The sequence below is a fragment of the Nonomuraea wenchangensis genome (assembly GCF_900111685.1).
Classification (GTDB): Bacteria; Actinomycetota; Actinomycetes; order Streptosporangiales; family Streptosporangiaceae; genus Nonomuraea; species Nonomuraea wenchangensis.
The window spans coordinates 546,430-572,595 of record NZ_FOHX01000003.1; the positions used below are offsets into that span (position 1 = coordinate 546,430).

22 protein-coding genes and 1 pseudogene are annotated in these 26,166 nt (G+C 70.4%); 18 read left to right on the plus strand and 5 right to left on the minus strand.

Annotated elements, in window-relative coordinates; all coding sequences use genetic code 11:
• The first annotated feature begins 70 nt into the window (after positions 1–70).
• A complete protein-coding gene (locus BMW85_RS11275) occupies positions 71–694 on the plus strand; it encodes a hypothetical protein (RefSeq protein WP_091080215.1) in 624 nt (207 codons plus the stop codon).
• 230 nt (positions 695–924) lie between these two features.
• Here BMW85_RS11275 and BMW85_RS11280 read toward each other — a convergent pair whose 3' ends face one another.
• Positions 925–1,254, minus strand: a complete 330-nt coding sequence (locus BMW85_RS11280; RefSeq protein ID WP_091080217.1) for a helix-turn-helix domain-containing protein — start codon at positions 1,252–1,254, stop codon at positions 925–927.
• On the minus strand, positions 1,251–1,625 hold the full coding sequence (locus BMW85_RS11285; RefSeq protein WP_091080219.1) for a type II toxin-antitoxin system RelE/ParE family toxin: 375 nt from the start codon (positions 1,623–1,625) through the stop codon (positions 1,251–1,253). Before BMW85_RS11285 ends, BMW85_RS11280 begins: the two co-directional genes overlap by 4 nt.
• A gap of 454 nt (positions 1,626–2,079) precedes the next feature.
• On the opposite strand from BMW85_RS11285, the gene BMW85_RS11290 reads away from it, so the two are divergent.
• From BMW85_RS11290 to BMW85_RS11350, 13 genes are all read left to right on the plus strand, one after another.
• On the plus strand, positions 2,080–3,156 hold the full coding sequence (locus BMW85_RS11290; protein ID WP_091080221.1) for a LacI family DNA-binding transcriptional regulator: 1,077 nt from the start codon (positions 2,080–2,082) through the stop codon (positions 3,154–3,156).
• A 5-nt stretch (positions 3,157–3,161) separates the two neighbouring features.
• Positions 3,162–4,082 (plus strand): ABC transporter permease, encoded by a 921-nt coding sequence (locus BMW85_RS11295; RefSeq protein ID WP_245774744.1) that lies wholly within the window; start codon positions 3,162–3,164, stop codon positions 4,080–4,082.
• Complete coding sequence (locus tag BMW85_RS11300) at positions 4,079–4,957, plus strand: ABC transporter permease (protein WP_091080223.1); 879 nt, start codon at positions 4,079–4,081, stop codon at positions 4,955–4,957. The genes BMW85_RS11295 and BMW85_RS11300 overlap by 4 nt, the downstream gene beginning before the upstream one ends.
• 27 nt (positions 4,958–4,984) lie before the next feature.
• Complete coding sequence (locus BMW85_RS11305; protein WP_091080225.1) at positions 4,985–6,499, plus strand: ABC transporter substrate-binding protein; 1,515 nt, start codon at positions 4,985–4,987, stop codon at positions 6,497–6,499.
• On the plus strand, positions 6,499–7,509 hold the full coding sequence (locus tag BMW85_RS11310) for an ABC transporter ATP-binding protein (protein WP_091080228.1): 1,011 nt from the start codon (positions 6,499–6,501) through the stop codon (positions 7,507–7,509). The genes BMW85_RS11305 and BMW85_RS11310 overlap by 1 nt, the downstream gene beginning before the upstream one ends.
• Complete coding sequence (locus BMW85_RS11315) at positions 7,506–8,330, plus strand: ABC transporter ATP-binding protein (RefSeq protein WP_091080230.1); 825 nt, start codon at positions 7,506–7,508, stop codon at positions 8,328–8,330. The genes BMW85_RS11310 and BMW85_RS11315 overlap by 4 nt, the downstream gene beginning before the upstream one ends.
• The gene (locus BMW85_RS11320; protein ID WP_091080232.1) at positions 8,327–10,381 is read left to right on the plus strand and encodes an MGH1-like glycoside hydrolase domain-containing protein; all 2,055 of its coding nucleotides are present in this window, start codon (positions 8,327–8,329) and stop codon (positions 10,379–10,381) included. Before BMW85_RS11315 ends, BMW85_RS11320 begins: the two co-directional genes overlap by 4 nt.
• Positions 10,378–11,991 (plus strand): FAD-dependent oxidoreductase, encoded by a 1,614-nt coding sequence (locus BMW85_RS11325; RefSeq protein WP_245774723.1) that lies wholly within the window; start codon positions 10,378–10,380, stop codon positions 11,989–11,991. The genes BMW85_RS11320 and BMW85_RS11325 overlap by 4 nt, the downstream gene beginning before the upstream one ends.
• Complete coding sequence (locus BMW85_RS11330; protein ID WP_091080234.1) at positions 11,991–12,908, plus strand: dihydrodipicolinate synthase family protein; 918 nt, start codon at positions 11,991–11,993, stop codon at positions 12,906–12,908. The genes BMW85_RS11325 and BMW85_RS11330 overlap by 1 nt, the downstream gene beginning before the upstream one ends.
• A gap of 3 nt (positions 12,909–12,911) precedes the next feature.
• Positions 12,912–15,008, plus strand: a complete 2,097-nt coding sequence (locus tag BMW85_RS11335; protein ID WP_091080236.1) for a golvesin C-terminal-like domain-containing protein — start codon at positions 12,912–12,914, stop codon at positions 15,006–15,008.
• A gap of 2 nt (positions 15,009–15,010) precedes the next feature.
• Positions 15,011–17,170, plus strand: a complete 2,160-nt coding sequence (locus BMW85_RS11340) for a DUF6351 family protein (RefSeq protein WP_218155731.1) — start codon at positions 15,011–15,013, stop codon at positions 17,168–17,170.
• Between the two features lie 137 nt (positions 17,171–17,307).
• The gene (locus BMW85_RS11345) at positions 17,308–17,745 is read left to right on the plus strand and encodes a hypothetical protein (protein WP_091080238.1); all 438 of its coding nucleotides are present in this window, start codon (positions 17,308–17,310) and stop codon (positions 17,743–17,745) included.
• Between the two features lie 196 nt (positions 17,746–17,941).
• Entirely contained in the window at positions 17,942–18,421 is a 480-nt protein-coding gene (locus BMW85_RS11350) for a GNAT family N-acetyltransferase (RefSeq protein ID WP_091080240.1), read from the plus strand.
• Between the two features lie 153 nt (positions 18,422–18,574).
• Here the strand turns inward: BMW85_RS11350 and BMW85_RS11355 are convergent, their stop codons facing one another.
• Positions 18,575–19,138, minus strand: coding sequence for a GNAT family N-acetyltransferase (locus BMW85_RS11355; protein ID WP_091080243.1), 564 nt, complete (start codon positions 19,136–19,138; stop codon positions 18,575–18,577).
• A gap of 589 nt (positions 19,139–19,727) precedes the next feature.
• Here BMW85_RS11355 and BMW85_RS11360 point away from each other — a divergent pair.
• Positions 19,728–20,348, plus strand: a complete 621-nt coding sequence (locus BMW85_RS11360) for an SMI1/KNR4 family protein (protein ID WP_091080245.1) — start codon at positions 19,728–19,730, stop codon at positions 20,346–20,348.
• 1,039 nt (positions 20,349–21,387) lie between these two features.
• Entirely contained in the window at positions 21,388–21,750 is a 363-nt protein-coding gene (locus BMW85_RS11370) for a hypothetical protein (RefSeq protein ID WP_091080247.1), read from the plus strand.
• Positions 21,751–21,977: 227 nt separating this feature from the next.
• Here the strand turns inward: BMW85_RS11370 and BMW85_RS11375 are convergent, their stop codons facing one another.
• Entirely contained in the window at positions 21,978–22,424 is a 447-nt protein-coding gene (locus tag BMW85_RS11375; protein ID WP_091080250.1) for a WapI family immunity protein, read from the minus strand.
• Between the two features lie 641 nt (positions 22,425–23,065).
• On the opposite strand from BMW85_RS11375, the pseudogene BMW85_RS52505 reads away from it, so the two are divergent.
• Positions 23,066–23,236: pseudogene (locus BMW85_RS52505) on the plus strand (transposase); the annotation flags it as partial.
• 227 nt (positions 23,237–23,463) lie between these two features.
• On the opposite strand, the gene BMW85_RS49470 reads toward BMW85_RS52505, so the two are convergent.
• On the minus strand, positions 23,464–24,219 hold the full coding sequence (locus BMW85_RS49470) for a hypothetical protein (protein WP_177240612.1): 756 nt from the start codon (positions 24,217–24,219) through the stop codon (positions 23,464–23,466).
• Positions 24,220–24,388: 169 nt separating this feature from the next.
• Between BMW85_RS49470 and BMW85_RS11390 the strand changes: the two genes are divergently transcribed.
• Complete coding sequence (locus BMW85_RS11390) at positions 24,389–26,164, plus strand: sensor histidine kinase (protein WP_177240613.1); 1,776 nt, start codon at positions 24,389–24,391, stop codon at positions 26,162–26,164.
• The last annotated feature ends 2 nt before the right edge of the window (positions 26,165–26,166 follow it).

Consider the following 26,166-nt stretch of genomic DNA (forward strand, 5'->3'; position numbering starts at 1 on the left):
ACGGAACAAGTCCGTCGATATCGGTATCGATCTTGGTTGCCTGGGCTCAAGCAGTAGGAAACACTGCAGCGTGCACTCCGAAGAGCAGGCCGAACAGAGGGTCGACGAGTTGAGCTGCCGTATCTACACGGCATTACGTGACGGCGGCCTGGAGACCGAACCCCTCCTCGAACTGGCCTACTTGCTGGAGGAATGGGACATGAGCACTCCGGCGACGCAGGAGCTTCTCAAGCGCCCCGCCGCTCAGTTGACCACGGCCGATCTGACCCGCCTGGGCGAGAGCCTGCTCCGCGACTCCAACTTCGAGCCGACCTTCGCCCTCGAACCACGTCTGTGGGCGACGCTGGAGCACGCGCTGGAGGTCGTGGAGCGCGACGTTCGCGCCCGAGGCATCACCGGTACGCTCCGCTTGATCAGTCACGACTGGGGCAACGGCAGTCAAGCCTGGGTGGAGTTCCAGGGCGGCTACCACGGCAACGGCATCCCGCCGATCGTGGGAAGCGACCCTCAATCGGCGCTCACGGTGGTTGCCGATGCCGTCCAAGAAACGATCATGGAGCTGATCTGGAAAGTCTGGCCCGTCTGCGCTGAGCACAATCTCGGCCTGCACGCCGGGTGGGAACATGAGACCCCGGTTTGGCGGTGCGCCGGCGATGGAACGCACACCGTCGCGCCGGTCGGCGAACTGCCTTGATCACGTCGGCGGGTGTGTGTGGGAATGCGCACAGGACTGTGGACAGACGACCGCTACCACTCGGTGAGCCGGTGGGGCATCCCCATATTGAAGATCCCAGGGCCCTGCTGGGCGTCCTGAAAAAGGCAAACCCGAGCTGTCAGCTGGGAACAGCATGGATCACCGCAGCGCCCACCGGACGTTCGATGGCCGCACTTCCTGGCCGGACCGGGCGTGATCACAGAGTGAAGCTACGCCACCTTGACCGAGTGGGGTCCGACACTGATGGTGATGTCGAGATGCCCGCCCAACGCGACTGCATAGGCGCGAAGGGTCTCCAGCTCCATGGCCTCGATGTTGCCGTTCTCGATCTGAGAGATCCGGGATTGGGACACGCCCAGGATCTGGGCGACCTCGGCTTGTGTCTTCCCGGTGGCCTTGCGGAGTTCCTTGAGGTGATGGCCGGCGATGTAGGCGTCGAGTTCGGCGCGCGCCTTCGCCTGACGTCCTGGATCCGCCAACTCGGGATGCCGGCGGTGTGCCTCGGCCTTGACGTCCTGCCATCGGCGGGCGCTACTCATCGGTCGGCCTCCTTGTTTTGCTCCGCTCGGTAATCCGAGTAACGGGCCTCGGCTAGTGGTATGGCTTCGTCATACCATCGGGACCATTGTCCTGCTTTATCCCCTGCAACCAAGAAGATCGCTGATCGGTCGGGATCGAAGACGAAGAGCATGCGGATCTCTGATCGCTTACGCGAGCCTGGCCGGAGCTCCTTCAAGTTCTTGAGGTTGCTGTGGTCAAGGGTGTCAACGAGCGGGCGCCCGAGCGCGGGTCCAACCTCGGCGAGGCGGTCGATGGCCTGTTCGATCAGCGCTGCCGTGTCCGGGTCGGACTCGCAGAGCTTCATGAACCACATCTCCACCGGTTCCAGGAGGATGATATCCCACGCCATGCAGCGAATATAACTCAGGGCTCATGTCTTGTCCTTGTTTCAGGCCCAGGCCGTCACTGTGCTTCATGTTGGATGCCCCCTGATCAACTCCTGGGGAGGTCGGTGCCGCCGTGTGGATCGACGAATGCGGCGAGGTTGAGTGGGAGCGCAATGCACATACGCCCATCCTCCTGATCCAGCTGTGGTGTCCCACGGGTTGTTGCTGAGCATGATGTTGACGTCGATCCTGCCGTCCGCCACCTACGCAAGATCGATGGCGACCGAGCGAACGTCCGGAAGTCCTCAGGCCGCCTGCTCCCCAGCCGGGCGCCGACGGCGACGCGGCCGGCTTCGCCTGAGGAGGGCCTCGTCCTCATGATCGTCCGCTGCCGCTGAACGGGCCGCCTATTGACGTGCCCGAAACCGGTCATTAGCATTGCGCATCAATTCCTAATACGTATTAATAGGGGTTGATGTGGTTCCTCCTCCACGGCAGCGCCGCGCCACCCAGGTGGACATCGCCAGGCGTGCCGGCGTCTCCCAAGCCACCGTGTCGCTTGTGCTCAGCGGCGGCGCGGTGAGCGACCAGATCGCCGAATCGACCCGGCAGGCGGTCCTCGCGGCCGCGGCCGAGCTGGGCTACTCGGTCAACATCGCCGCGCGCAGCCTCAAGGGCGGGCGCAACCACCTGCTGGGCCTGTACACCTTCGAGCCCGTCTTCCCGACCGACCAGCGTGACTTCTACTTCCCCTTCCTCATGGGCGTGGAGGAGGAGACCGCGCGGCAGGGCTACGACCTGCTGCTGTTCAGCTCGGTCAGCTCGGGCGACCGGGCGATCTACACCGGCGGGGTGAACAGACTCAAGCTCGCCGACGGCTGCGTGCTGCTCGGCCGCAACGTCCGGCGCGAGGAGCTGGCGGAGCTGGTCAGGGAGGACTTCCCGTTCGTCTTCATCGGCCGCCGCGAGCTGCCGGGCGCCGAGCTGTCCTACGTCGGGGCCGACTACGTGACGGCCACCAGTGACCTGGTCGCCGAGCTGGTCCGGCTCGGCCATCGCAGGATCCTCTACCTGCGCGAGCCCGCCGACACCGAGCCGACCCGCGACCGCGAGGCGGGCTACCGCCAGGGCCTCGCCGCCGCCGGCATCGAGGTGGACGAGTCGCTCATCCACGAGCTCGCCGACCCGGCCGACCTGTCGCCCGCGTTCGTCGGGCACTGGACCGGCACCGCGGGGGTCACCGCGATCCTCGTGGAGCCGAGCGAGGACAACCGGCTGACCACCGCCCTGGACGCGACCAGTACGGCGGCCACGATGCGCTTCCCCGACGACTGCTCGATCGCGCTGCTCGGCGACCCGCCGTCGTGGACCCCGGAGCTGCGGGACTGGACCCGCTTCTCCCTGCCCCGCGCCGACATGGCCCGTACGGCCGTGCAGATCCTCGTCGACCTGCTCGGCGACCCGCACGGCGCGGCCCGGCAGGTCACCCTGCCCTGCAGTTTCGTGCCGGGTGACTCCATCGGCCCGGCGCCCGACCGGAGGTGGCCGCGGTGATCCGGATGATCGTGCGCCGGCTGCTGATCGGCCTGTTCGTGATGTGGGGCGCCGCGTCGGTCATCTTCATCATCGTGCGGGCCGCGCCGGGCGATCCGGTGACGGTCTTCCTCGGCCCGGACGCGAGCAGGGAGCAGATCGACCGGCTCACCGCGGCGCTCGGGCTGGACCGGCCGCTGTACGAGCAGTACGTCAGCTACCTCGGCGACGTGCTGCGGCTGGACTTCGGCGAGTCCTACCGGCTGGGCCGCCCGGCGATGGAGGCGGTGCTGGAACGGCTGCCGGCCACGATCGACCTCACGCTGACCGCCACGGCCATCGCCGTCATCGCCGGGCTGGCCCTCGGGCTCCTCGCGGGTCGCCGGCCCGGCGGCGCGGTGGACCGGGTGGTGTCGGCGGCGACGATCGCGCTGCAGTCCTTCCCGACGTTCTGGGTGGGGATCATGCTGGTCCTGACCTTCGCGCTCGGCCTGCGGCTGCTGCCGAGCGCCGGGGTGGGCACGCCCGCTCACCTGGTGCTGCCGGCGGTGACGCTGGCCCTGCCCTTCACCGCCATCGTCGCCCGCCTGACCAGGAGCAGCATCACCGAGGCGATGAGCGAGCCATATGTCCAGACGGCCCGCTCCAAGGGGCTCACCGAGCGGCAGGTCCTGCTGGGCCACGCGCTGCGCAACTCGCTCATCCCGGTCGTGACGATCGTCGGGCTGCAGATGGGCGCGCTCATGGGCGGCGCGGTGATCGTGGAGAACGTCTTCGCCTGGCCCGGGCTCGGCTCGCTGGTCGTCGGCGCGGTCGCCAACCGTGACTACGCCGTGGTGCAGGCGGTGACCCTGCTGATCGCGGGCATCGTGATGGTGCTCAACCTCGCCGCCGACGTGCTCTACACCAGGCTGGACCCGCGCATCAGGACGGAGGCCCGGTCATGAGCGGCGCCGCGGTCCTGCCCCGGCGGGCCGCCGCCGCCCGCCGGTGGCATCGGGGCGTGCCGGCGCGGGTGCCGTACGTGGTGATCGCGCTGTACGCGCTGATGGCGGTCCTCGGGCCGCTCGTCATCGACTACGACCCGGTGCACACCCCGCTGCAGGACCGGCTGCTCGCCCCCGGCGCGCGGATCGCGTCCGGCGAGATCGCCTGGCTCGGCACCGACGCGCTCGGCCGGGACATCCTCGCGCAGATCGTCTACGGCGCGCGTACGTCCCTGACCATCGGCCTCGCCACGGTGCTGGTGGCCTCGCTGGTCGGGGTGACGATCGGCGTCGTGTCCGGCTACGCCCGCGGTCGGCTGGACGCGGTGCTGGCCCGGATCATCGACATCCTGCAGGCGTTTCCGGCGATCCTGCTCGCGATCGTGATCGCCGGCGTGTTCGCCCGCAGCGTCCCGGTGGTGGTGCTGGCGCTGTCGGTGACGGCCTGGATCTCCTTCGCCAGGGTCACCCGCGGCGTCGCGCTGTCGTTGCGGGAGCGGGCCTGGGTCGACGCCGCCCGGGTGATGGGCGTGCCCGTCCGTTCGATCATGGTCCGGCACGTGCTGCCGTTCACCGTCGGGCCGGTCGTCGCGCTGGCCACCCTCGAGTTCGCCCTCGTCGTGCTGGCCGAGGCGGGCCTGAGCTTCCTCGGCATCGGGCTGCCCAGCACGGCCGTGTCGTGGGGGCAGACGATCGCGAACGGCCAGCAGTACCTGGAGACCGCCTGGTGGATCTCGACGCTGCCGGGCATCGCGCTGTCCCTGTTGATCATCAATATCGGCATCCTCGGCGACCAGCTCACCGCCCGCTACGGGCAGCGTCGCGGCCGGATCTGACCCCCCTTCTCCGACAGGAGCCCCCCGATGACCCACTTCCGCAAGAGCACGGCGACCGCGGCCGTGGCCGTCCTGCTGCTGACCGCCTGTTCCACGACCACCGGCGGCACGGCCGGCGGCGGCACCGCCGGCCGCGACCTGACCGCCGCCGGCACCTATCCGATCGAGAGCCTCGACCCGCACGGCGCCCAGGGCGCGACGACCGGCACGCAGCTCGCCGCCCAGGCGATCTTCAGCAGGCTCGTCCGCCCGGACGCCACCGGCCAGGTCACCGGTGACCTGGCCGAGAAATGGGAGCCCGGCGCCACCGCCGCGCAGTGGAACTTCCACCTGCGCAGCGGCGCCACCTTCTCCGACGGCAAGCCGGTGACCAGCGCCGACGTGGTCGCCTCCTTCGAACGCATGCAGAAGCTGGACGGCCCCAACGCCGCCAACTTCCCTGACTACGAAATGACCGCGCCGTCCGCGGACCAGGTCACCCTGACCGCCCCGGCGCCGGACGCGTCCATCCCGCGCAAGCTCGGCCTCTTCTACGTCATCCCGGCCGGCGTCACCGCCGAGGACACCGCCTTCTTCGAGCGGCCGGTCGGCTCCGGCCCGTTCACCGTGAACCGCTTCGCGCCGAGCGAGGTGCTGGCGATGTCGGCGAACAGCAAGCACTGGGCCGGCGCGCCCCAGCTCGACCGGCTGGAGATCCGTACCATCCCGGACCTGTCGGCGCGGCTGACCGCGCTGCGCACCGGCGAGGTGGACGTGGTCTGGGGCATCCCCGACGACCAGCTGCCCGTCCTGCGCGGTACGAGCGGCGTGACCGTCGAGACGGTGCCGAGCACCGCGGTGTTCACCATGTGGTTCAACTCCTCCAGCCCGGCGCTGAAGAGCCCGAAGGTGCGCCGCGCCCTGTGGCAGGCGGTCGACTTCGCCACGATCATCAAGCAGCTCTACCCGGAGACCGGCGCCCTGGCCGACGGCCTGGTGGCGCCCCCGGTGCTCGGCTACGCCAAGCAGGAGCCGGTCGGCTACGACCCGCAGGCCGCCAAGGCCGCGCTGCGGGAGGCCGGTTTCGAGAGCGGCGAGAAGCTGCGGCTGCAGTTCTCCGACGCCGAGTTCCGCCCGTTCGTCCAGGCGGTCGCGTCCGGGCTGGCCGAGAGCGGCGTGCAGGTGGACGTGCTGGAGAAGGAGAAGGCCGTCTTCACCAAGGACCTGCTCGCGCTCAACTGGGACATCAACTTCCAGCAGCTCGCGACGCCGACGTACGACGCCGCCAGCAACCTGGGCCGCCTCTACCCCTGCGCGGCGGGCCGTACCGGCTACTGCAACAAGGAGCTGGACGCGCTGCTCGCCAAGGCGGGCGCCAGCGCCGACGAGGCCGAGCGCGCCGAGCTCTACGGCCAGGCCGGCCAGATCATCTGGCGGGACGCGGTCGGCATGTACCCGATGACCGTGAAGCTCGCCTACGCCTGGGGCAAGAAGGTCACCGAGTTCACCCCGGACCCGAGCGGGCTGCCCGACTTCTCCCGCGTGAAGCTCACGGCGAAGTGATGGGGGAGCCACTGACAGCACCGCGGGCCACCACGGCCGCGCCGCTCCTGCGGGCCGACGGGCTGACCGTCGACCTGCCTGCCCCCGGAGGCGGAGAGCCGGTCCGGGTCGTGGACGGCGTGACGTTCGACGTGCCGGCTGGCACCACCGTCGGCCTCATCGGCGAGTCGGGCAGTGGCAAGACGATGACCGCGCTCGCGGTCATCGGCCTGCTGCCCGAGCGGGCCGCGACAGGCGGTGAGCTGGCCTGGCGCGGGGAGAACCTGCTGCGCCCCGGCACCGACTGGCATCGGGTCAGGGGCCACGAGATTGCGATGATCTTCCAGGATCCGCTCGCCGCGCTGAACCCGAGCCTGACCATCGGCCGCCAGGTGGGCGAGATCCTGCGCCGCGCGGGCCGGCCCCGGGCCGAGGTCCGGCGCGCCGTCGCCGACCTGCTCGACCGCGTCGGGGTGCCCGACCCCGTGCGGCGGATGGACGCCTATCCCCACGAGTTGTCGGGCGGGCTGCGGCAGCGCGCCATGATCGCCCTGGCCCTGGCCGGCAGTCCGTCGCTGCTGCTCGCCGACGAGCCGACCACCGCGCTCGACGTCACCGTCCAGGCCAGGATCCTGCGCCTGCTCCGCTCGATCCAGCAGGAGCAGGGGCTGGCGATGCTGCTGGTCAGCCATGACCTGCGGGTGGTCGCTCACGTGGCCGACGAGGCCGTGGTCATGTACGCGGGACGCGTCGCAGAACGCGGGCCGGCCGGTGCGACCCTGCGGCGCCCGGCCCATCCCTACACGCGGGCCCTGGTGGCGAGCGTGCCGGCGGTACGCACCCGGACGGCGCTCGCCGACCCGCTGCCCGGCGCGCCCGCGACGCCGGCCAACCGGCCCTCCGGCTGCGCCTTCCACCCGCGCTGCTCGCTGGCCAGGGACAGGTGCCGGATCGAGGTGCCCCGGACCCGCGAGGTCGAGCCGGGCAGGTGGAGCGCCTGCCACTTCGCCGAGGAGGTGATCGGGTCGTGAGCGACCTGCTCGTGGTGTCCGACCTGCGGGTCACCTTCGGCGGCCGGCCAAACGGCCGGGCAGGCGGCCGAACCAAGAGCTGGGCCCGGCGTGGCAGGACCGGGCTGGTCGCCGTCGACGGCGTCAGTCTGCGGGTCGCGCCGGAGGAGACCCTCGCCGTCGTGGGGGAGTCCGGCTCGGGAAAGACCACCGTGGCCCGCTGCGTGGTCGGGCTGCAACGGCCGGACTCGGGCTCGGTGACCTTCGAAGGCCGGCCGCTCGGCCCGGTGGGACGCCGCCCGCCCGAACTGCAGCGCGCCGTCCAAATGGTCTTCCAGGACCCGCGCTCCTCGCTCAACCCCCGGATGACGGTGGCCGAGCTCATCGGGGAGGCCTGGCGGACCCATCCGGCCGCCGCGCCCGCCGGGGACAGGCCCGCGGCGCTGCGCCGCGTGCTCGCCGACGTCGGCCTCGACGGCGACGTGGCCGCCCGGCGCGCCGGTGACCTGTCCGGCGGCCAGTGCCAGCGGGTCAGCATCGCCCGCGCGCTGGCGGTCGGCCCGCGCCTGCTGGTGTGCGACGAGGCCGTCTCGGCCCTGGACGTGTCCGTCCAGGCGCAGATCCTGCGGCTGCTCGTGGACCTGCGCAGCAGCCACCGGCTCGCGCTGCTGTTCATCACGCACGACCTGGGCGTGGTCCACCAGATCGCCGACCGGGTCGCGGTCATGCGGGGCGGCGCCCTCGTCGAGGAAGGCCCCGCGGGACAGGTGCTCGGCGCGCCCCGGCACGAATACACCAGAACCCTGCTGGACGCGGCGCTGGACCTGGGAGCTGAAGCATGACCACGGGCTGGAACACCTGGGACGTCACCACCCACACCGGCATGGTGCACCTGCCGTCCGGGCTGCGGATCCGCTTCGGCGTGCCCGGCGCCCCGCTCGACGGCTTCACCTGGCGCGACGGGCTGGTACGTCTCGGACACCACAGCGTCGGCGGGGAGTACGCGGAGGTCACCGTCGAGGCCGGCGGCGGCCGGCTGCACCTGGTGATGGCCGGTGGGCCCGGCGACGAGCTGTACGTACGGGCCGAGGGCAGCAAGGGCGTCCTCGTGGTCCTCGACGGCTGGCACGGCGCCCGCGTGACCGCCGACGGCGGGCTCGTCCGGGCCGGCGACACGCTCTGGCAGGTGGACGCCTCGACACCGGCCGATGGCCTGGAGCTGGAGTTCGCCGACCAGGCCGACCTGTACGTAGCCCCGCACGGCGCGCCCGGCAGCGCCCGCGACGTGGGCCGGGAACTGGCGCGGCGACGGGCCCAGGCGGAGCGCACCGCACCGCGTTCCGAGGGCTGGCTGGGCGAGGCCGCCTGGGCCGCGACCCGCGCCGTCACCTGGAACACGATCTACGCGCCCGACCTCGGCCGGGTGCTCACCCCCACCTCCCGCGACTTCGTCTCCGCCCAGCGCAAGGGCTTCTACGGCACCTGGGCGCTGCACGCCTGGGACACGTTCTTCACCGGGCTGGTCGCCTCAACCGTCGACCGTGACTACGCCCGCGAGATCTTCGGCCAGATCCTGCCCTTCGCCGACGCCTCGGGCATGATCCCCAACCGGGTGTCCGACGAGCGGGGCACCACCGCCGACCGCTCGCAGCCCCCGGTGGGCGCGCTGACCGTGCACAAGGCGTACCTGGCGGGCGGTCTGTCCGACGACACCCGCGACCGGGCGCTGCTCGCCGGAACGTTCCCGGCGCTGCTGGCCTGGCACGACTGGTGGCCCGGCGCCCGCCGCGGCCCGCACGGCCTGCTCACCTGGGGTTCCGACCCGGTCGCGGACGACCCGGAGTCGGCGACCCTGGACCGGGCGAAACGGGAGTCCGGCCTGGACGACTCGCCGATGTACGACGACGTCGCCTACGACCCCGCCACCCGCACCATGAACCTCACCGACGTAGGGCTCGTCGCCCTGCACATCGCCGACGCCGACGCGCTCGCCGCGATCGCCGACGTCCTGGGGAAGCACGATGTGGCCCAGCGGCTGCGGGACGAGGCGGCGGCTGCGCGTAAGAGCGCGGACGCGCTGCTGTGGGACCCCGGCCGGGGCGGCTACCGCAACCTGCGTGCCGACGGCACCCACGACCCGCACGTCTCCCCGACCCTGCTGTACCCGCTGCTGGCCGCGATGCCGGACGCCGGCCGGGCCGCCGCCCTCGCCGCCCGGCTGCTGCGACCAGAAACGCTCGGCGGCGATCCGCCGCTGCCGAGCGCCGCCCGCGACGATCCCGGCTACGCGGCGACGTACTGGCGCGGGCGGATCTGGGCGCCTATGGCGTTCCTCGCGATCGAGGGCCTGCGCCGCTACGAGCTCACCGAGGCCAGCCGTCCGCTGGTCGGCGCGCTGCTGCGGCTGTTCCTCGCCGAATGGGACCGGCACAGCCACGTCCGCGAGAACTATCCGGCCACCTCGGGCGAGGACGTACGGGCGTTCCAGGCGCGCTCCGACGGGCTGATGGCCTGGGGCGGCCTGCTCGCCTACCTCGCCTACGGCGAACTCGCCGACGCCCGGCAGGACGGCTGGCGCTTCGCCCATCCCGGCGAGCCCGCCGAGCTGGCCAACCTGCCGCTCGGCGACGGCCTGCTCACCGTGACCGCCGGAGACCGGCTGACGGTGACGCTGGACGGGCGGACGCTGCTCGACGCCGCGCCGGGCGTCGTGGTCACCGCATACCGGCGCACCGCCGAGGAGGTCACCGGGATCGCCCACGGCAGCGGCGACCTGCTCCTCAGCCCGCCCGGCGCCGGCGAACCGGTCCGGGTGGCGGTCACCGGGGAGCCACGGCCCTTCCGGTTGCACCGCGACGATCGACACGACAACGATGGGGGAATGCCCGCGTGACCGAACAATCCGAGACCATGGCCGACATCCTCGTCGCCGGTGGCGGGCTCGGCGGGGTCGCCGCCGCGCTGGCCGCACTGCGCAGGGGACGCTCCGTGCTCATGGTCGAGCCGACCGACTGGCTCGGCGGCCAGCTCACCAGCCAGGGGGTGCCACCGGACGAGCACACCTGGATCGAGCAGTTCGGATGCACCCGCAGCTATCGCCGCCTGCGTGACGCGATCCGGGACCACTACCGCACGTGGTACCCGCTGACCGACGAGGCGCGCGCCCGCCCCGACCTCAACCCCGGCGAGGGCCGGGTCTCCCGGCTGTGCCACGAGCCCAAGGTCGCCGCCGCCGTGCTGGAGGCCATGGTCGCGCCGTACGTGTCGGCCGGCCGGCTGCGCGTCCTCCACCACCATGAGGTCGTCGGCGCCGCCATGGACGGCGACAGGGTCGGCGCGGTCACCGTCGAGTCGCGCGACGGGCGCCGGCTGACGGTGACGGCCGCGTACGTGCTGGACGCCACCGAGCTCGGCGACCTGCTGCCGCTCACCGGGGCCGAGCACGTCACCGGCTTCGAGTCCCGGCACGACACCGGCGAGCCGAGCGCCCCCGACGAGGCCCAGCCGGCGAACATGCAGGCGTTCTCGTGGGTGTTCGCGGTCGACCACCGGCAGGGGGAGGACCACACCGTCGACCGTCCCGCCGGCTACCGGGACTGGGTGCGCTACCAGCCGCCCCAGTGGCCGAACCCGCTGCTCAGCCTGAGCGCGCCCGACCCCAGGACGCTCAGGACGGTGAGCCGCGCGTTCGTCCCGAACGCCGAGACCGGTCCGGTCGTCGCGGACCAGCGGGCCGATCCGGGCGACAAGGAGCTGTGGGCGTTCCGCAGGGTGCTGTCCCGCGGCCTGTTCCGGCCCGGCTTCGCCGCGAGCGACGTCACCATCGTGAACTGGCCCATGATCGACTACCTGCCCGGCCCGTTGATCGGGGTGAGCGACGAGGAGCGGGCCAAGCACCTGGCGGGCGCCCGCGAGCTGAGCATGAGCATGCTGTACTGGCTGCAGACGGAGGCGCCCCGCCCGGACGGCGGCACCGGCTGGCCCGGCCTCCGGCTGCGCGGCGACGTGATGGGCACCACCGACGGGCTGGCCAAGGCGCCCTACATCCGCGAGTCCCGCCGCATCGCCGCCCGCTACCGCGTCACCGAGCAGGACCTGTCGATGGCCGTACGCGGCGAGGCCGGCGCGGTGCGCTACCCCGACTCGGTCGGGATCGGCATGTACCGCATCGACCTGCATCCTTCGACCGGCGGCGACACCTACATCGACGTCGCCAGCTCCCCGTTCCAGATCCCGCTCGGCGCGCTGCTCCCGGTCCGGCTGCGCAACCTGCTGCCGGCCGCCAAGAACATCGGCACCACCCACATCACCAACGGCTGCTACCGGCTGCACCCGGTGGAGTGGAACATCGGCGAGGTCGCCGGGGCGCTCGCCGCGCACTGCCTGGAACACCGGCTGGAACCCGAGCAGGTGCACGCCGACGGCGCCCGGCTGCGGGCCTTCCAGGACGAGCTGGCCGCCGACGGCGTCGAGCTGGCCTGGCCCGAGATCAAGGGGTACTGATGCCGACCGACGGCCGGCGACTTCTACGGGGCGTGATGATCCCCCTCGTCACGCCGATGAGCGAGCCGGGGAGGCCGTCCGCCGAGGCGGCGACGACGCTGCTCCAGAGGCTCGCCGCGGCGGGCGCGCGCAGCCTGATGTTGTTCGGCAGCAACGGCGAGGGCCCGCTGCTGCCGGTCTCCCGCCTGGCCGGCTTCGCCGAGCGGGTGGCGGAGGAGTGGCGCGGGCTGACCGGCGGCCCGGTGCTGTGCAACGTCACCGCGGCCGGCACCGCGGAGGCGCTCGACCGCGCGGCGGCGCTCGCGCCGGCCCGGCCCGACGCGCTGGTGCTCAGCCCGCCCATCTATTTCCGGCACCGCGACGACGAGATCATGGCGCACTACGCCGCCGTGGCCGCGGCCGGCGTCCCGCTGGTCGCCTACAACGCGCCGCGCTACAGCAACCCGCTCGGCCCGGCGCTCATCGACCGGCTGGTGGAGCTTCCCGGCGTGGTGGGCATCAAGGACAGCTCCGGCGACCTGGACCTGCTGCGGCACATCGTCTCCGCCGCCCGGCGCCGGCCCGACTTCGGCGTGAGCCAGGGGGCGGAGACCCAGCTGCTCGCCGCGCTGCGGCTCGGCGCCGACGGCATCGTCCCGGGCATCGCGAACCTGGCGCCCGGAGCCGCCGTCGAGCTCGTCGAGGCCCACGGAACCGGCCGGGACGGCGAGGCGGAGGCCGCGCAGGGCGTGCTCACCCGGCTGCTCGCCCTGCACGGCGTACGGCCGGGCGTGCCCGCCGTCAAGGCGGTGCTCGACGACCGGGGCCTGTGCCCCCCGCACGTGGCCGCGCCGCTCCTGCCGTGCACCGAGGCCGAACGCCGCGAACTGATCGCCCTGCTCAGCACCGACGAAACCCATCTCTTACCGCGGAGGTAGCACGTGGCCCAGCCAGATCCCCATCACCCCCTCATCGGCCGCCGCGCGTTCGGCCTCGGGGCCGCCGCGGCTTCGGTGGCCGCGGTGCTCGGCCCGGCCCTGCCCGCGAGCGCGGCGGCGGCCCGGCCGCCCCGGGCCTCCTTCGACGACTTCACCCTGTGGGACAACACCGTGGATCCGCTGCAGAGCTACCACGTCCACGGGCTGACCGTGCTGCCGGACGACACCATCCTCGTCGTCACCGAGGGACGTCACGAGGTGTGCGACGCCGGCCCCCGCGACCTGGTGCTGCGGCGCAGCCCGGACGGCGGCGACACCTGGGAGCCGACGCGTACGCTCATCAGCTCCGTCGACGGCCAGTCGTGGGGCAACCCGGCGTTCGTCGTCGACCGGGCCACCGGCGAGATCTTCCTGTTCTACATGCTGTCCATCCTGCTGCCGGAGAACACCGGGTGCTCCGGCGACATCGGCGACCTCTACCTGATCTCCAGCGCCGACGGCGGCAGGACGTGGAGCGAGCCGCGCGCGATGTCCGGGCTGTTCGACCACTTCCCCCACGACTGGCGACTGCACAGCCCCGGCCCCGGCCACGGCATCCAGCTCGACGACGGCCGGCTGCTGATGAACTGCGCACACCGCCGGGTCATCATCGGCAACACCGTCGAGCAGCGGAACTACGGCGTCGCGTCCATCTACAGCGACGACCACGGGAAGACCTGGAAGGCCACCGCCGAAGTGCCGGTCTCCGTCCCGTACCCGATCAACGAGGCCAGGCTGATCCAGCGCTCCGACGGCACTGTGCTGGTCAACGGGCGCGCCGCCGCGGGCGGCAACCGGCAGCGGATCGTGTCGGTCAGCACCGACCGCGGGCTCACCTGGTCGCCGCCCCGCCTGGACGGCTCCACCGGGACGTTCAACGCGGTGGACGCCAGCCTGCTGCGCTACACCGGCGGGCCGGGCTCGTCCGAACCGAGCCGGGTGCTGTTCAGCCGCCCCGACTCGCCGGTGCGTACCAACATGACCGTCTCGATCAGCTACGACGACGCGCACTCCTTCCGCTACAGCCGCGTCATCAACGAGGGCCGGTCGTACTACTCCGAGCTGGCGAGGCTGTCGGACGGCACGATCCTGCTGGTGTACGGCTGCGACGGCGACAACCCGAGCTTCCCGCGCCGGGTGGCCCTGTGCCGGTTCTCCCTCGAATGGCTCACCGACGGCAGGGACGGCCTGCGCAAGGGACCCCGCTACCGCGAACGGCTCGTGGACCTGGCGACGGGGGCACGCGCCACCGACGGCGCCGTGTCCGTGGTCGCCGATCCGGTGGCCCGCGGGGGCAGCCGGGCCGAGTTCACCCCGGCGCGGACCGGCGCGTACGTCGAGTACACGGTGAACGTCCCGGTGCCGGGGGACTACGAGCTGCTGCTGCGCTACTTCCGCGCCGCCGCCGGCGGGCTGGTCACCGTGACGGTCGACGGCAGCGCGATCCCGGCCCTGGTGCTGGACACCACGGCCGACCGCGCCGACGGTTACGACGTCGCCCAGCTCGGCAGCGTACGGCTGAAGCGCGGCCCGCACACGATCCGCTTCACCGCCTCCGGCGCGGGCCGCGGCGGCGGCAGCCTGATCTCGCTGGACACGCTGAGCCTGATCACCGCCCCGTCCCAGCCGGACGTACGCGAGGAGGTGGTGGTCGACAACGACGAGCTCGGTTACCAGGTGGTAAGCGGTACCTGGTCGGCGGGGACGGGGGTGGCCGGCTACCGGGGCGGCAACTACCGATCCGCGCCTGCCGGCACCGGCGCCCGCGTCGTCCGGTGGCGCCCGGTGGTCCCACGCGCGGGCGACTACGAGGTGCAGGTCTCCTACACCGCGCACGAGAACCGCGCGAGCAACGCCCCCTACACCGTCACCCACGCGGACGGCACCACCGTGGTGCGCGTCGACCAGCGCAAGCCAGGGGCGCCGGAGCCGCGCGGCGGTTCCTGGGTGTCGCTCGGCACGTTCCGCATGGCCGCGGGGCTGGCGGCGATCGAGCTGAGCGACGCCGCCGACGGCACCGTCATCGCCGACGCCGTCCGGCTGATCGACGTACGGAGGTAACGATGCCCCTTCCCCTCATGCGGCCGGCGGTCGTCGTCGCGGTCTCCGCCGCCCTGCTCCTCGCCGGCGCGCCGGCCGGCCACGCGCAGGAGCCGGCCGGTCCGCTGCGGCTCGTGTCGCTGTCCGGCCCCGCGGACACGGTGAGCGGCGACGACGTGCTCATCCAGGTGGACGCCAAAGGACGCTTCCCTCTCGACGCCGTCAAGGTCACGCACGACGGTACGGACGTGACGCACCTGTTCGACCCCGACCCCGACCCGCGGCAGCGCCGGCTGACCGGCCTCGTCAGCCGCCTGCGGCCGGGCGCCAACACGCTGACGGCCTCCCTGAGCTCCGGCCGTGGCGGCACGGCCCGCCTCACGGTCGTCAACCACCCGATCACCGGCCCGGTCATCAGCGGTCCGCACGAGCAGCCGTACATATGCGCCACGCAGCGGTTCAAGCTCGTGGACGGGACCACGCTGGGCGCGCCCCTGGACGCCGACTGCTCGATCGCGACCCGGGTGGACTACGCCTACCGCTCGACCTCGGGGACCGTCAAAGCGCTGCCCGACCCGGCCGTCCGACCGGCCGACCTCGCCCAGACCACGACCTCGGACGGCGTGACCGTTCCGTTCCTGATCCGGATCGAGACCGGCACGATCAACCGGGGCATCTACCAGATCTCGATGCTGCACGACCCGGCACAGCCCGAGCCCGCCCGCGCCGACCGGAGCGACGGCTGGAACGGCCGGCTGATCTACACCTTCGGCGGCGGCTGCCGCAGCGGCTGGTACGTCCAGGGCGCGAACACCGGCGGCGTGACGAACCCGGAGATGCTGGGCCGCGGATACGCGGTCGCGTCCTCGTCCCTGAACGTGATGGGCAACAACTGCAACGACCTCCTCGCCGCCGAGACCATGATGATGGTGAAGGAGCACTTCAACGAGCGGTACGGCCCGCCGCGCTTCACCATCGGCTGGGGCACCTCGGGCGGCTCCTACCAGAGCCACCAGATCGCCGACAACTATCCCGGTCTGCTCGACGGCATCATCGTCGGCCAGAGCTTCCCCGACGTCGCCTCGGCCACCAACATCACGCTCATGGACGCCCGGCTGCTCGACACCTACTTCAAGCAGTCGCCCGACGCGTTCACCCCCGAACAGCAGCGCGAGATCGCCGGCTTCAGGGTGGCCGCCAGCGTCCCCAACCTGAGCGGCGGGGCGATCCGGCTGGACCCGGACGGAGAGTTCGCCTCCTACGTGCCGGCCGCGCTGCGCTACAACGCCACGACGAATCCGGGTGGCGCCCGCGGCGACGTCTACGACCACACCGTGAACGTCTACGGCAGGGACCCCGCCACCGGCTTCGCGCTGCGGCCGCTGGACAACGTCGGCGTACAGTACGGGCTGGCCGCGCTCAACAAGGCGGTCATCAGCAAGCAGCAGTTCCTCGACCTCAACGCCGGCGTCGGCGGCCTCGACATCGACGCCGACCACGTCGCCGAACGCACCGTGGCCGACCTGCCGGCCACCCGCGCCGCCTACGAGACCGGCCGCATCCTGTCGGGGGGAGGGGGCCTGGGCTCCACGCCCGTCATCGACTACCGGGCGTACTCGGACGACGCGCCCGGCGGCGACATCCACATGATGGTCCACGGATTCTCCACCCGGGCCCGGCTCGTCGCCGAGAACGGGGACGCGCGCAACCACGTGATCCTCGTGGAGGACAACCGGTTCGGCGGCTTCAGCCTCGACAGCCCGGTCCTGCGCGACGCCCTGACGGGCATGGACGCCTGGCTGAGCGCGATCACCGCCGACACCTCCGGCCGAGGCCCGCGCGACAAGGTGCTCCGGCACAGGCCCGCCGACCTGACCGACGCCTGCTGGACACCCGGCACCCCCTCCCGCAAGATCACCCAGGTGCTGACCGCCGACAACCAGGGGGAGTGCGGCGCCCTGTTCCCCGCCTTCACCACCCCGCGACTCGCCGCGGGCGCGCCGCTGGCCGACAACGTGGTGAAATGCCGACTCAAGCCGGTGGACAGCGCGGACTACGCCGTCACGTTCACACCCGCCGAACTCGACCGGCTACGCGGCATCTTCCCGGACGGGGTGTGCGACTGGTCGGCGCCCGGCGTGGAACAGCGTCCGCTCAAGAAGACCTGGCTCGCGCTCGACTGACAGTGACGACGGAGGCGAGAGCTTCCCTCCAACGGGTCCGACCCGTCGACAGACTGCCCTCGAGTCCTCGACGGGATCTGCCGGCCCTGGCAGGGAAGCACTCACCTGCCTGGTCATCAGCGCTGACGTCGGAGGCCGTGGCATACAACTCCGCGCCTCTGGACCAGCTCGTTGCTCTGGCTCCTCCGCCGTCGTCGCCGCTCTTCGGCACTCGCGCATGGGATGAGCTCTTCGCGGATATCGGAATCCGGCTTCCGGACGACTACGTCGCCTTCATCGAGCGCTATGGCAGCTGTCAGTTCGCTCGCTGGCTCGGCATCTACGACAGGCGCCTTTTCAGCAAAGAGGATTGTGCTCAAGTGCCGCAAGAAATGGACTACTACCGAGAGTGGCGAGACGACTCCCCAGAAGAGCATTCCCTTGCCATGTGGCCGGAGCCTGGCGGCTTCTTCCAGTGGGGTAGCACCATCGACGGCGACGCGATGGGCTGGTTGACAGTCGGCGTGCCTGAAGAATGGCCGGTGGCTGGTGGGGTGGGCTTCCGGCAATCGATACGACAGCAGCGGATTCGCTGAAGGCGCCGAAGGCCATCCGCTGGTGTGCGAAAGGTGGTGAAGGGCCCTCTCACCGCAAGCTCGCCCTGCGCGCCGGCGCCTGCGCCGCCGCCTTGCAAGCGCATCGTCAGCATCCCGGCACCCCTGCTTGCCCCTCCACTCACCATGGGACACACCACCCCGCCCGGTCATGCGATCTCCGCCCTATGGTTCTCTCATGAACAAGTCACTACGGCTGGCGCCTATCACCCCTGCCAACGTTGAGATGGCCATCGCTGTGAAAGTCCGTCCCGACCAGGAGCATTTCGTCTCACCGGTGGTGAAGTCTCTCGCAGAGGCCTACGTGCAGCCACAGGTGGCCTGGCCTCGCCTCATCCTGGACGGCGATCGTCCCGTCGGATTCCTTATGGCCTTTCTCGACATCGACTGGGACGGTAAGGGCGTCGACTTCCGGTCAGGCTTGTGGCGCCTCAACGTGATACCCGAGGCACAGGGACAGGGCGTCGGCCGATTCGCCGTCAGGGCCGTGGCCGCCGAAGTCAGGCGTCGCGGTGGCGGGCAGATGTATGTCACGTGGGAGCCGGGAGAAGGCGGGCCCGAAAACTTCTACCGAAAGCTCGGGTTCCAGCTCACAGGCGAGGAAAGCGGTGGCCAGAGGGTCGGGATGCTGGACCTGACTGAACTGGACCTGCACTGAGAGAGCCCAGGCACATGCCGAATGTGTTCAGAGGGGGATGACACACAGGAACTCGCAGAGCGGCGCGGCGCTCAGGCTTCCACCTCACCCACCTACGACCCTGGCGTGACGCATGGCCATCATCCCGGAGCCGGAGCGCCCTCGCCGGAGCCTCTAGGAGGCGCGCCGATCGGTGGTGGAACGGTTGTCAGCAAGGGTTCGGACGACGTCAGGAGCCCATGTGTACTCGACGACGGGCAGTTCGAATCCTGCCGGGAAGCGTTCTATGAACTCTTTGCTGGGCTGGCCACCGAGGCGCCGGTAGAAGGTGATCGCGGCGACGTTGTCGCGCAACACCTCCAGGTAGACCGCCTTGTCAGGGTGTTGCTCGGAGGCCCAGCCAAAAGCGTGGTAGACGAGTTGGCGGCCGATTCCGGACTGCTTGCGCTCCGGCTGGACATGCAGGTTGTCGAGCAAGAGACGCCCGTCGGTTGCGACGGCGAGATAGGCGAACCCCAGGAGCGCGTCGTCATCAACAGCAACGAGCAGGCAGCGGCTGTGATCCTGTTCCGCAGTGACAGTGGCGAGCCGCGTGCTCCACATGGCCTTGCGCTCGTCGAGCAGGGGCCCACCCAGGTAGCTGGCAGGCATGATCTCGGCATAGGCGGTCAGCCAGCTACGAGTGTGGAGCTCTGCGATGTGCTCGGCGTCGTCTTTGGTACCGGACCTGATGTGCATGGCGTAGAGGTTGGCATAGTGGCTGATAGGGGCGTTAATCGCCGGGAGCGTCTTCTTGAGGCCGAGTGGTCAATCGGAGCAGAGCGGGTTGCTTCGATCCGAGGTATCAGCAGGTCAAGGTAGCGGTCGCTGAGGAGCGGTCCAGCGGCGGCGTGCCGCGGGAACCGGTGGGCGACATTGGACATGGCGGGGCGCGCTACGGCGATGCGCCGGCGCGGGCCGCCAACTGTCCGGCCCGATAGCGGAATCGAACCCGTACAAGATCAAAGCCCAGGTCCCGAACCCCTGGATCAACCTGGGCTTCCACCTCGAGAGCGGGTGACGGGAATCCAACCCGCGCTGTCAGCTTGGGAACTCGCTACTGATCTTGGCGTCCTGAGCTGGGAAAACGGGGATGTAGGTCAGCACGGCTCGTTGCCCTTGAGCGACCGTGAGAGGCCGCGACTGCCCGCCTGTTCAGGCACAGATCTGGCACCCGATCGATTTCTCCATGTCGTGGCATTGTCGGCCGAAGCTGGCAGCATGCAGCCTCATGACGTGGACGACTACAGGCTCTTCCTTCATCGGTCCCGCACGCGGAGCGCAGATCATGACCGAGGATGAGATCTTCGAAGCGATACGGTCAGACGCTGGGCCCGATGTCCTACCGGTGGCCTCGTCCGAGGCGGTTGCTGAGGCTGAAGAGGCCATTGGGTACCCGCTTCCCTCGCTGCTACGGCGGTTGTATCTGGAGGTGGGAAACGGAGGTTTCGGCCCTCGGGGTGGCATCATCGGTGTCCGAGGCTACGACTTCTGGAGCAGCGATATCTTCGCGGACATCACTGAATCGGCTGTGGGGTTTCAGACCGGGTCCTACGGACGACGGGCAGGCATGATCCAATTGTTGGACTGGGGGTGTGCGATCGCGTCACTGCTGGATTGTCGTGATCCTGAGGGTGCGATGTGGGGATGGGATCCCAACCTGTGCTGCTTGGATCATGCGCTTTTTCCTCAGGACGTCACCTTCGCGGCGTGGCTTGCGGAGTCGATTGGCCGCGACTTCGCCGAGCCCTTCTATGACGGTTACTTCGAGGTCTCGTCGCAAGATGACACAGGGAGCGCGGTGAGCACCTTCGGAGAAGAGGATGAACCGTGCATGTGGGTGCCACCCGTCTGGGTGAAAGGCAGGAAGACCGGCATCTGGGAGCGCCGTCACCAGTCCGATGACTGACGGGTCGGGCCTCGTAAGCAAGTGCGGGGCCCAGCCGGGAGGAGCACTTCCAGTCGGATCTCGGGATTCCGCATCCGGCCTGGACCATCACAATGAGGAGCAAAAGATCCAGTTCAGGCCGTTCCAGATCGTTCAATGTAGGTCAGAGTCACGGTCGCTCAACGGGCGGATGCCCAGGTCAGCGTTTTCCCTGGTCGGAGGGCATGACCTTGAAAGAGTTCCCAAGCGGACCAGCGCGGGTTCGATTCCCGTCACCCGCTCCACGCGCCGCCATACGGCTCACCAAGCAGGTACGGGGGTTCGCACGCAACGGCTGTGAACGGCCTCGTATTGCAACCCGAACTGCAACCCTGGCGGCTCGCTGACGACCACGAACGGACGGCCTGACCTTCGTCCGGCACAGCTCATGATTGTTCGTTTCGGTGGCTCCCGGGGAGGGCGGGCTTGCCAGCGGATCACCACGAGTATCGGCGGCTCACGCGGGCACTGGCATGGCTCCCGAATCAGATCGAATCCGCGGGGTTCACCCAGACTCGGCGGCAGTGGTTCGGTGTCTGCTTCGATCACGGTTATGGAACCAGAAGCGGCACGCTATGAGCCGATGACTCCGGCACACCTGGCCGTAGAGCATGGCGACCTGAGGGAGCTGACCCGACTGCTCGACGCCGGCACCGATCCAAATGAGGTGTGGTCCAGCATGACACTGCTCTTGCACGCGATCGACGTGGAGGCGGACGGAGCAGCCCAGACCGGAGAGCCACTCGATGCTGCATGCACCGCCGTGCTGCTGGCATATGGGGCGGATCCCGAACGCCCGGGGCCCCATGGGGAGATCCCGCTGCTCTTCGCCTTCCACTACGGTCATGGGCTGGCTGTTCGGCTACTTGAGGCTCACATCACCCACCGTCACGGTGGCACCGCGCCTGTCCGCTGTCCCGAGCTTCCTCCAGCAGAACCGAGGTCGCGCCCCCGGCCCTAGCGAGTTCTACGTACCGCCACCATCGTCGACGAGACAGCCAGCTACAGAAGGGACTACGGGGTGATCGCTTTCGATGGGATCTTCTATCGCATCACGGATCCGGAGTTCGAGATGACGATCCCAGCATGGGACGGGCACGAGCCGGACACCGCGGATGAGGCGGACGCGACGATCACTTTTCGCGACGGCTCACGCCGGTATGCGACCTTCATGACCATGGATGTGGTCCGCCGGAACATGGACAAGAACGTGCGCACCGGTGAGTGTCTCGGCGGCAGGTACTTCTGGTGCTCAGACTTGATCATCATCCGGGACGCTGGGTTCGACAGTATGGCGGCTGCGATTCGCGATCTGATCTCGTCTGGAGACATCGAGGGAGCTTGCGGCCTGCTCGCTCCTGATGACGATGACGGGGAGAAATGAATGCCCCGGGACACGCGGGAGTTGAAGCGGGTGACGGGATCGAACTCGCGCTGTCAGCTTGGGAAGTGCAGGGATCATGACTGCCGTAGCTCGCGTTCCCCGGTCAGCGCCGCTGTCGGGCCGGTCGTGAGTGACCGTGGTTGACCCCTTGTCACCCCCCTTAATGGCACGCTAATAGCACGACGATCAATCCGCGAACGTGGGGCGCCGGTCACTCTCGAAGGTCATTACCGGCATAGGACTGGAAATCGCTTTTCCGCAGAAACCAGGGCGTCAACGGTCGCCGGGATGTCCGTCTGATCCAAGCCTTCTAGCTCGAACCGGAGAGTGTTACGCATCGAAGGATGGTCCGCTATCGTCCCCGCGACGGAGAGGGAACCTCTTGGATGACAGTCCACGATGAGCTCCACCCAGTGCTCCATCGAGGACAGTACGGCGCGCCCCTGAACCTCTGCGTAGATGCGTTGTAGATCCACTCGGAAGTCACGTAGTTCCTCGACCCGGAGCCCGGCGTCGATCTTGGCAATGAAGCCTCCGACGCGCACGAGGACGGGAGAGGCGAGCCAGTTTCCGTCCCAGAAATCAGTGGTGCCGGGGTGCATGCGACCTACTACTTGGATCGCCACATGATCGGCCTGCCTGCTCCTGCCAATGACGATCTCCGTGGAGTCCATGCGCTCATCCTGCACGAGCAGGCGCGGCCTCGCGCACCCTGCCCGCCTGCCTGATCATCCCGTCTGCCGTCGACCCGCCCGTAGGGGAAGCGGGCCCTGGTCTGCTCGGCTTGTCCCGGGTCGATGGAGGGCGGGATGATCAGGCTTCCACCTCAGCGACCTACGCGACGGCGAGGGACTGGCCAAGGCCATCTTGCGCGACCGTACAGTCACCGCGTGGCTCGCTCTCGCGCGCGCCGACGACCTCCGCGTCATCACCTCTGCCGCCACCCTCGTTGAGGCGGTCCACCCCCGCATCAAACGGCCGGCCCTGGGGTGGACGCTATCCCGCCTTATCGTCGAGCCAGTCACTGAGCCCCTCGCCCGCGCTGCTCTGTACGGCGTACGCGTCACCGCCATCAAGGTCTGAGTCATGCTTCCCACCCTGCTTCGCTCGGATCGCGTAGTCGCCGGCTTTGAGGTCCCCGTCGTAAGCTGCGCAAGGGGAGCGGTTCACATGATCATCGGCGATGGCTCAGGGGGCCGTCCACCGACCAGCACAAGAGCCCCGCCGAAGCCGACCCGATAGGCCGGCGAGCAAGATCGATCCATGTTCGGCGTGGCGGCGTGACGACTGGTGCGGATGCCGTCAGGATGGCCGGATTCCCCCTGATCGCTACCCCTCGGACCTGACCAATGGGCAGTGGGAGCTGACGGAGCCCTTACTTCCCGAGCCGAACACCGGTGCGCGCCCGGAGAAGCATCCGCGCCGGGAGATTGTCGACGCGATCCTGTACGTGGTCCGCTCGGGCTGCCCGTGGCGGTACCTGCCCTCTTCGCCGATCAAGGCTTCGCTGGACGACAGCTGTACTGGCCCGTGACACCCTGTGCACCACGTTGGAGATCGTGCGCGAGCCCGCCGACCAGCGCGGCTTCAACGTCATCTCCCGCAGGTGGGTGGTGGAGAGGACGCTCGCGTGGCTGACCACCTACCGCCGTCCGGCTCGTGACCACGAACGCGATACCGCCATCTCCGAGGCCATCCACCCTCGGCAGCGCGTCAGCCGAGCGCGAGCGACACCCCTGCCACGACGGTGTACGCCGCCACCGCGGCCAGGATGATCGCGAGCGTGCGCCAGCCCTCGCGGGCGCGGATGCACTGCGCCCCGCCGAGCGCGAACGCGAGGCCGAACAGCACGAAGCCGACGACGTCGTCCTCGCGCGGGTTCTCGATGATGCCGCCGGCGAGCCGCCAGACGATCGCGCCGACCGCGATGAGGGCTCCCGCGACGACGAGCGCCCAGAGCGCCGCGAGGAGCGGTCCGCGCGGCCGGTCCTCCGACGCGACACCTCCTGCGGGCAGGCCGCGGCGGTCTGGCGCGAGGAGCAGGGGCGGCACGACGAGCAGCGCGAGCCATCCGGCCGCGAAGATCGCGGCGTCGAGGAGGTCGTGCCCCTGGATGACCGACGAGACCACGCTGGTGATGCCCATCGCCGCGACCATCGCGACGAACCAGCCGGTGAGCGCTGACCGCCGGCGCGGCAGTACGGCGAGGACGATGCCCGCGGCGCCGACCGCGCCCATGACCGCGGCGCTCATGGTGTCGGCCGTCCGGTGCAGTTCCGGAGTGCGGGTCCAGCCGTGGTCCGTGGTGTCGGCGAAGCTCACCCACGGCGTGAGGATCGACAGCCACACGCCGAATCCGACGATGAGCAGCAGCGCGATCGCGGCGACGATGATGCGGAACGCGATGTGGCGACGGACCCGCGTGGGTGACGCGGGCGCGGGCGGAGACGCTTCGGCGGACAGGGACATGGGATCTCCTCCGGATCACGGACTGGTGGACTGGGTCGTGCTCGACCAGCGTCGCGGCGCGAGGGCGCCCCGGAATAGGGCGAGGGAACCCGTCGACTCGGGCGATGTGCCCGGCCGAACGGGACACCGGCCCGTGGCGTTCCGGGCGCGCGGGCTCCAGACTGATCCCATGTGGGTCCCGAGAGCCGCCGTCGGTGCGGTCGCCGTGCTCGTCGGCGTGGCCGGCCTGGCCGGCGCGGCGGCCGAGGGGTTCGCCGCGGCCGCCTACGGCGTACGGCTCCCCCTCACGCTCGCGCTGGCCGGCACGCTGGTCGGTGTCGGATGGTCCGTCGCCGGCGCGCTCCTCGCCTGGCTCCGCCCCGCCAACGCGATCGGCTGGCTCCTCCTCGTCGTCGGGACCATGACCCAGCTCTCGCTGACCGAGGAGGCGTTCGCCGCGGCCGGATGGCTCGGCCCCGCAGCGGCCGCGGGCGACTGGACGGCACGCGCTCCCGGGCTGGTCCTCACCCTGGTCGGCGGATGGAGCATCATGGCGATGCTGGGCACGCTGCCCGCGTTCTTCCCCACGGGGCGCCCGCCCGGACGTACCTGGTGGTGGCCGGTGGGCGTCGTCGCCCTCGGCGCGGTGCTCATCCAGTTGCACTGGCTCGCGGGGCAACCGTCGGACGACCCGCTCGGCGCGGTGTCCTTCGTCGTGTACCTGGCCGGTGCGGCGACGATCTGGGTGCTCGCGACCATCAGGCTGGCCAGGTCGGCCGGGCCGCGACGCCAGCAGCTCGCCTGGCTGCTCGGCAGTGTCATCCTCATCATCGTGGTGAACCTGCTCGGCGACAGTCTGGTCGCCCAGGTCGCCCAAATCACGAGCCTGTATCTGCTGCCGGCGGCGATCGCGATCGCCGTGCTGCGCTATCGCCTGCTGGGCATCGACGCGTCACCACGGGCGGATCCGGTGCGGATCGTAACCGAGATCGGCACGCACGTCGGCGCGTCGGCCGACACCGAGGGCGAACTGCTCACCGCGGTACTCGCCGCCGTGCGGCGGTCGGTCGCCGCCCCCGGCGCTCGGATCCGCGACGCCTCCCGATCGGTGATCGCGTGCAGCGGCGACCTGCAGCCCGACGCCGAGCTTCCCCCCACGGCGTTCAGCGCCGCCCTGGCGGTCGGGGACCTGCCGCTCGGCGTGCTTGAGGTCGCGCCGAAATGGCCGGAGGAGGGGTTCGCACGGCGCGAGGAACGGATGCTCGCCGCGCTGGCCGCGCAGGTGGCCGCCGTGCTCCACGCCCGGAGCCTGGCCGAACAGCTCGAAGCGCAGCGGGATGCCGCGATGGACGCCCGCACGCGGGAGCGCGAACGGCTCCGCCACGAGCTGCACGACGGGCTCGGGCCCGCCCTGACGGGGATGGGACTGGGGCTTGCCGGACTGGAGGACGCGATCCGGGCGTCCAGCGCGACGACCGCGCTGCAGATCACCGGGGTGCTCCGAGCCGAGGTGGCCAGGACCGTGTCGGAGGTACGTCGCATCCTCGACGACCTGCAGCCGACGGCGCTCGAGGAGCGCGGCTTCGCCGAGGCGATCCGGCGCGGGGCCGTCTCGGTGGCCGCGGCCCTGCCGGTCAGCGTGGAGGTCGGTCCGCTGCCCGCGCTGCCGCCGCGGGTGGAGCAGACGGCCTACCGGGTCGTTGCCGAGGCGGTGACCAACGCCGTCCGCCACGCCGGCGCCACGCGACTCGACGTGTGCGTGCGAGGGGACGAGGGCGACAACCTCGTTATCGACGTACGCGACGACGGCGCGGGATTCGACCCGTCCCGGCCGCCGCGCGACGGGATCGGCCTGGCCTCGATGCGGGCACGGGCCCGCGAGCTCGGCGGCGAGCTGGCGATCAGCTCGTCGGATGCGGGCACCACGGTGACGCTGAGGGTGCCGGCGGCGGTGCTGATCGCATGAGC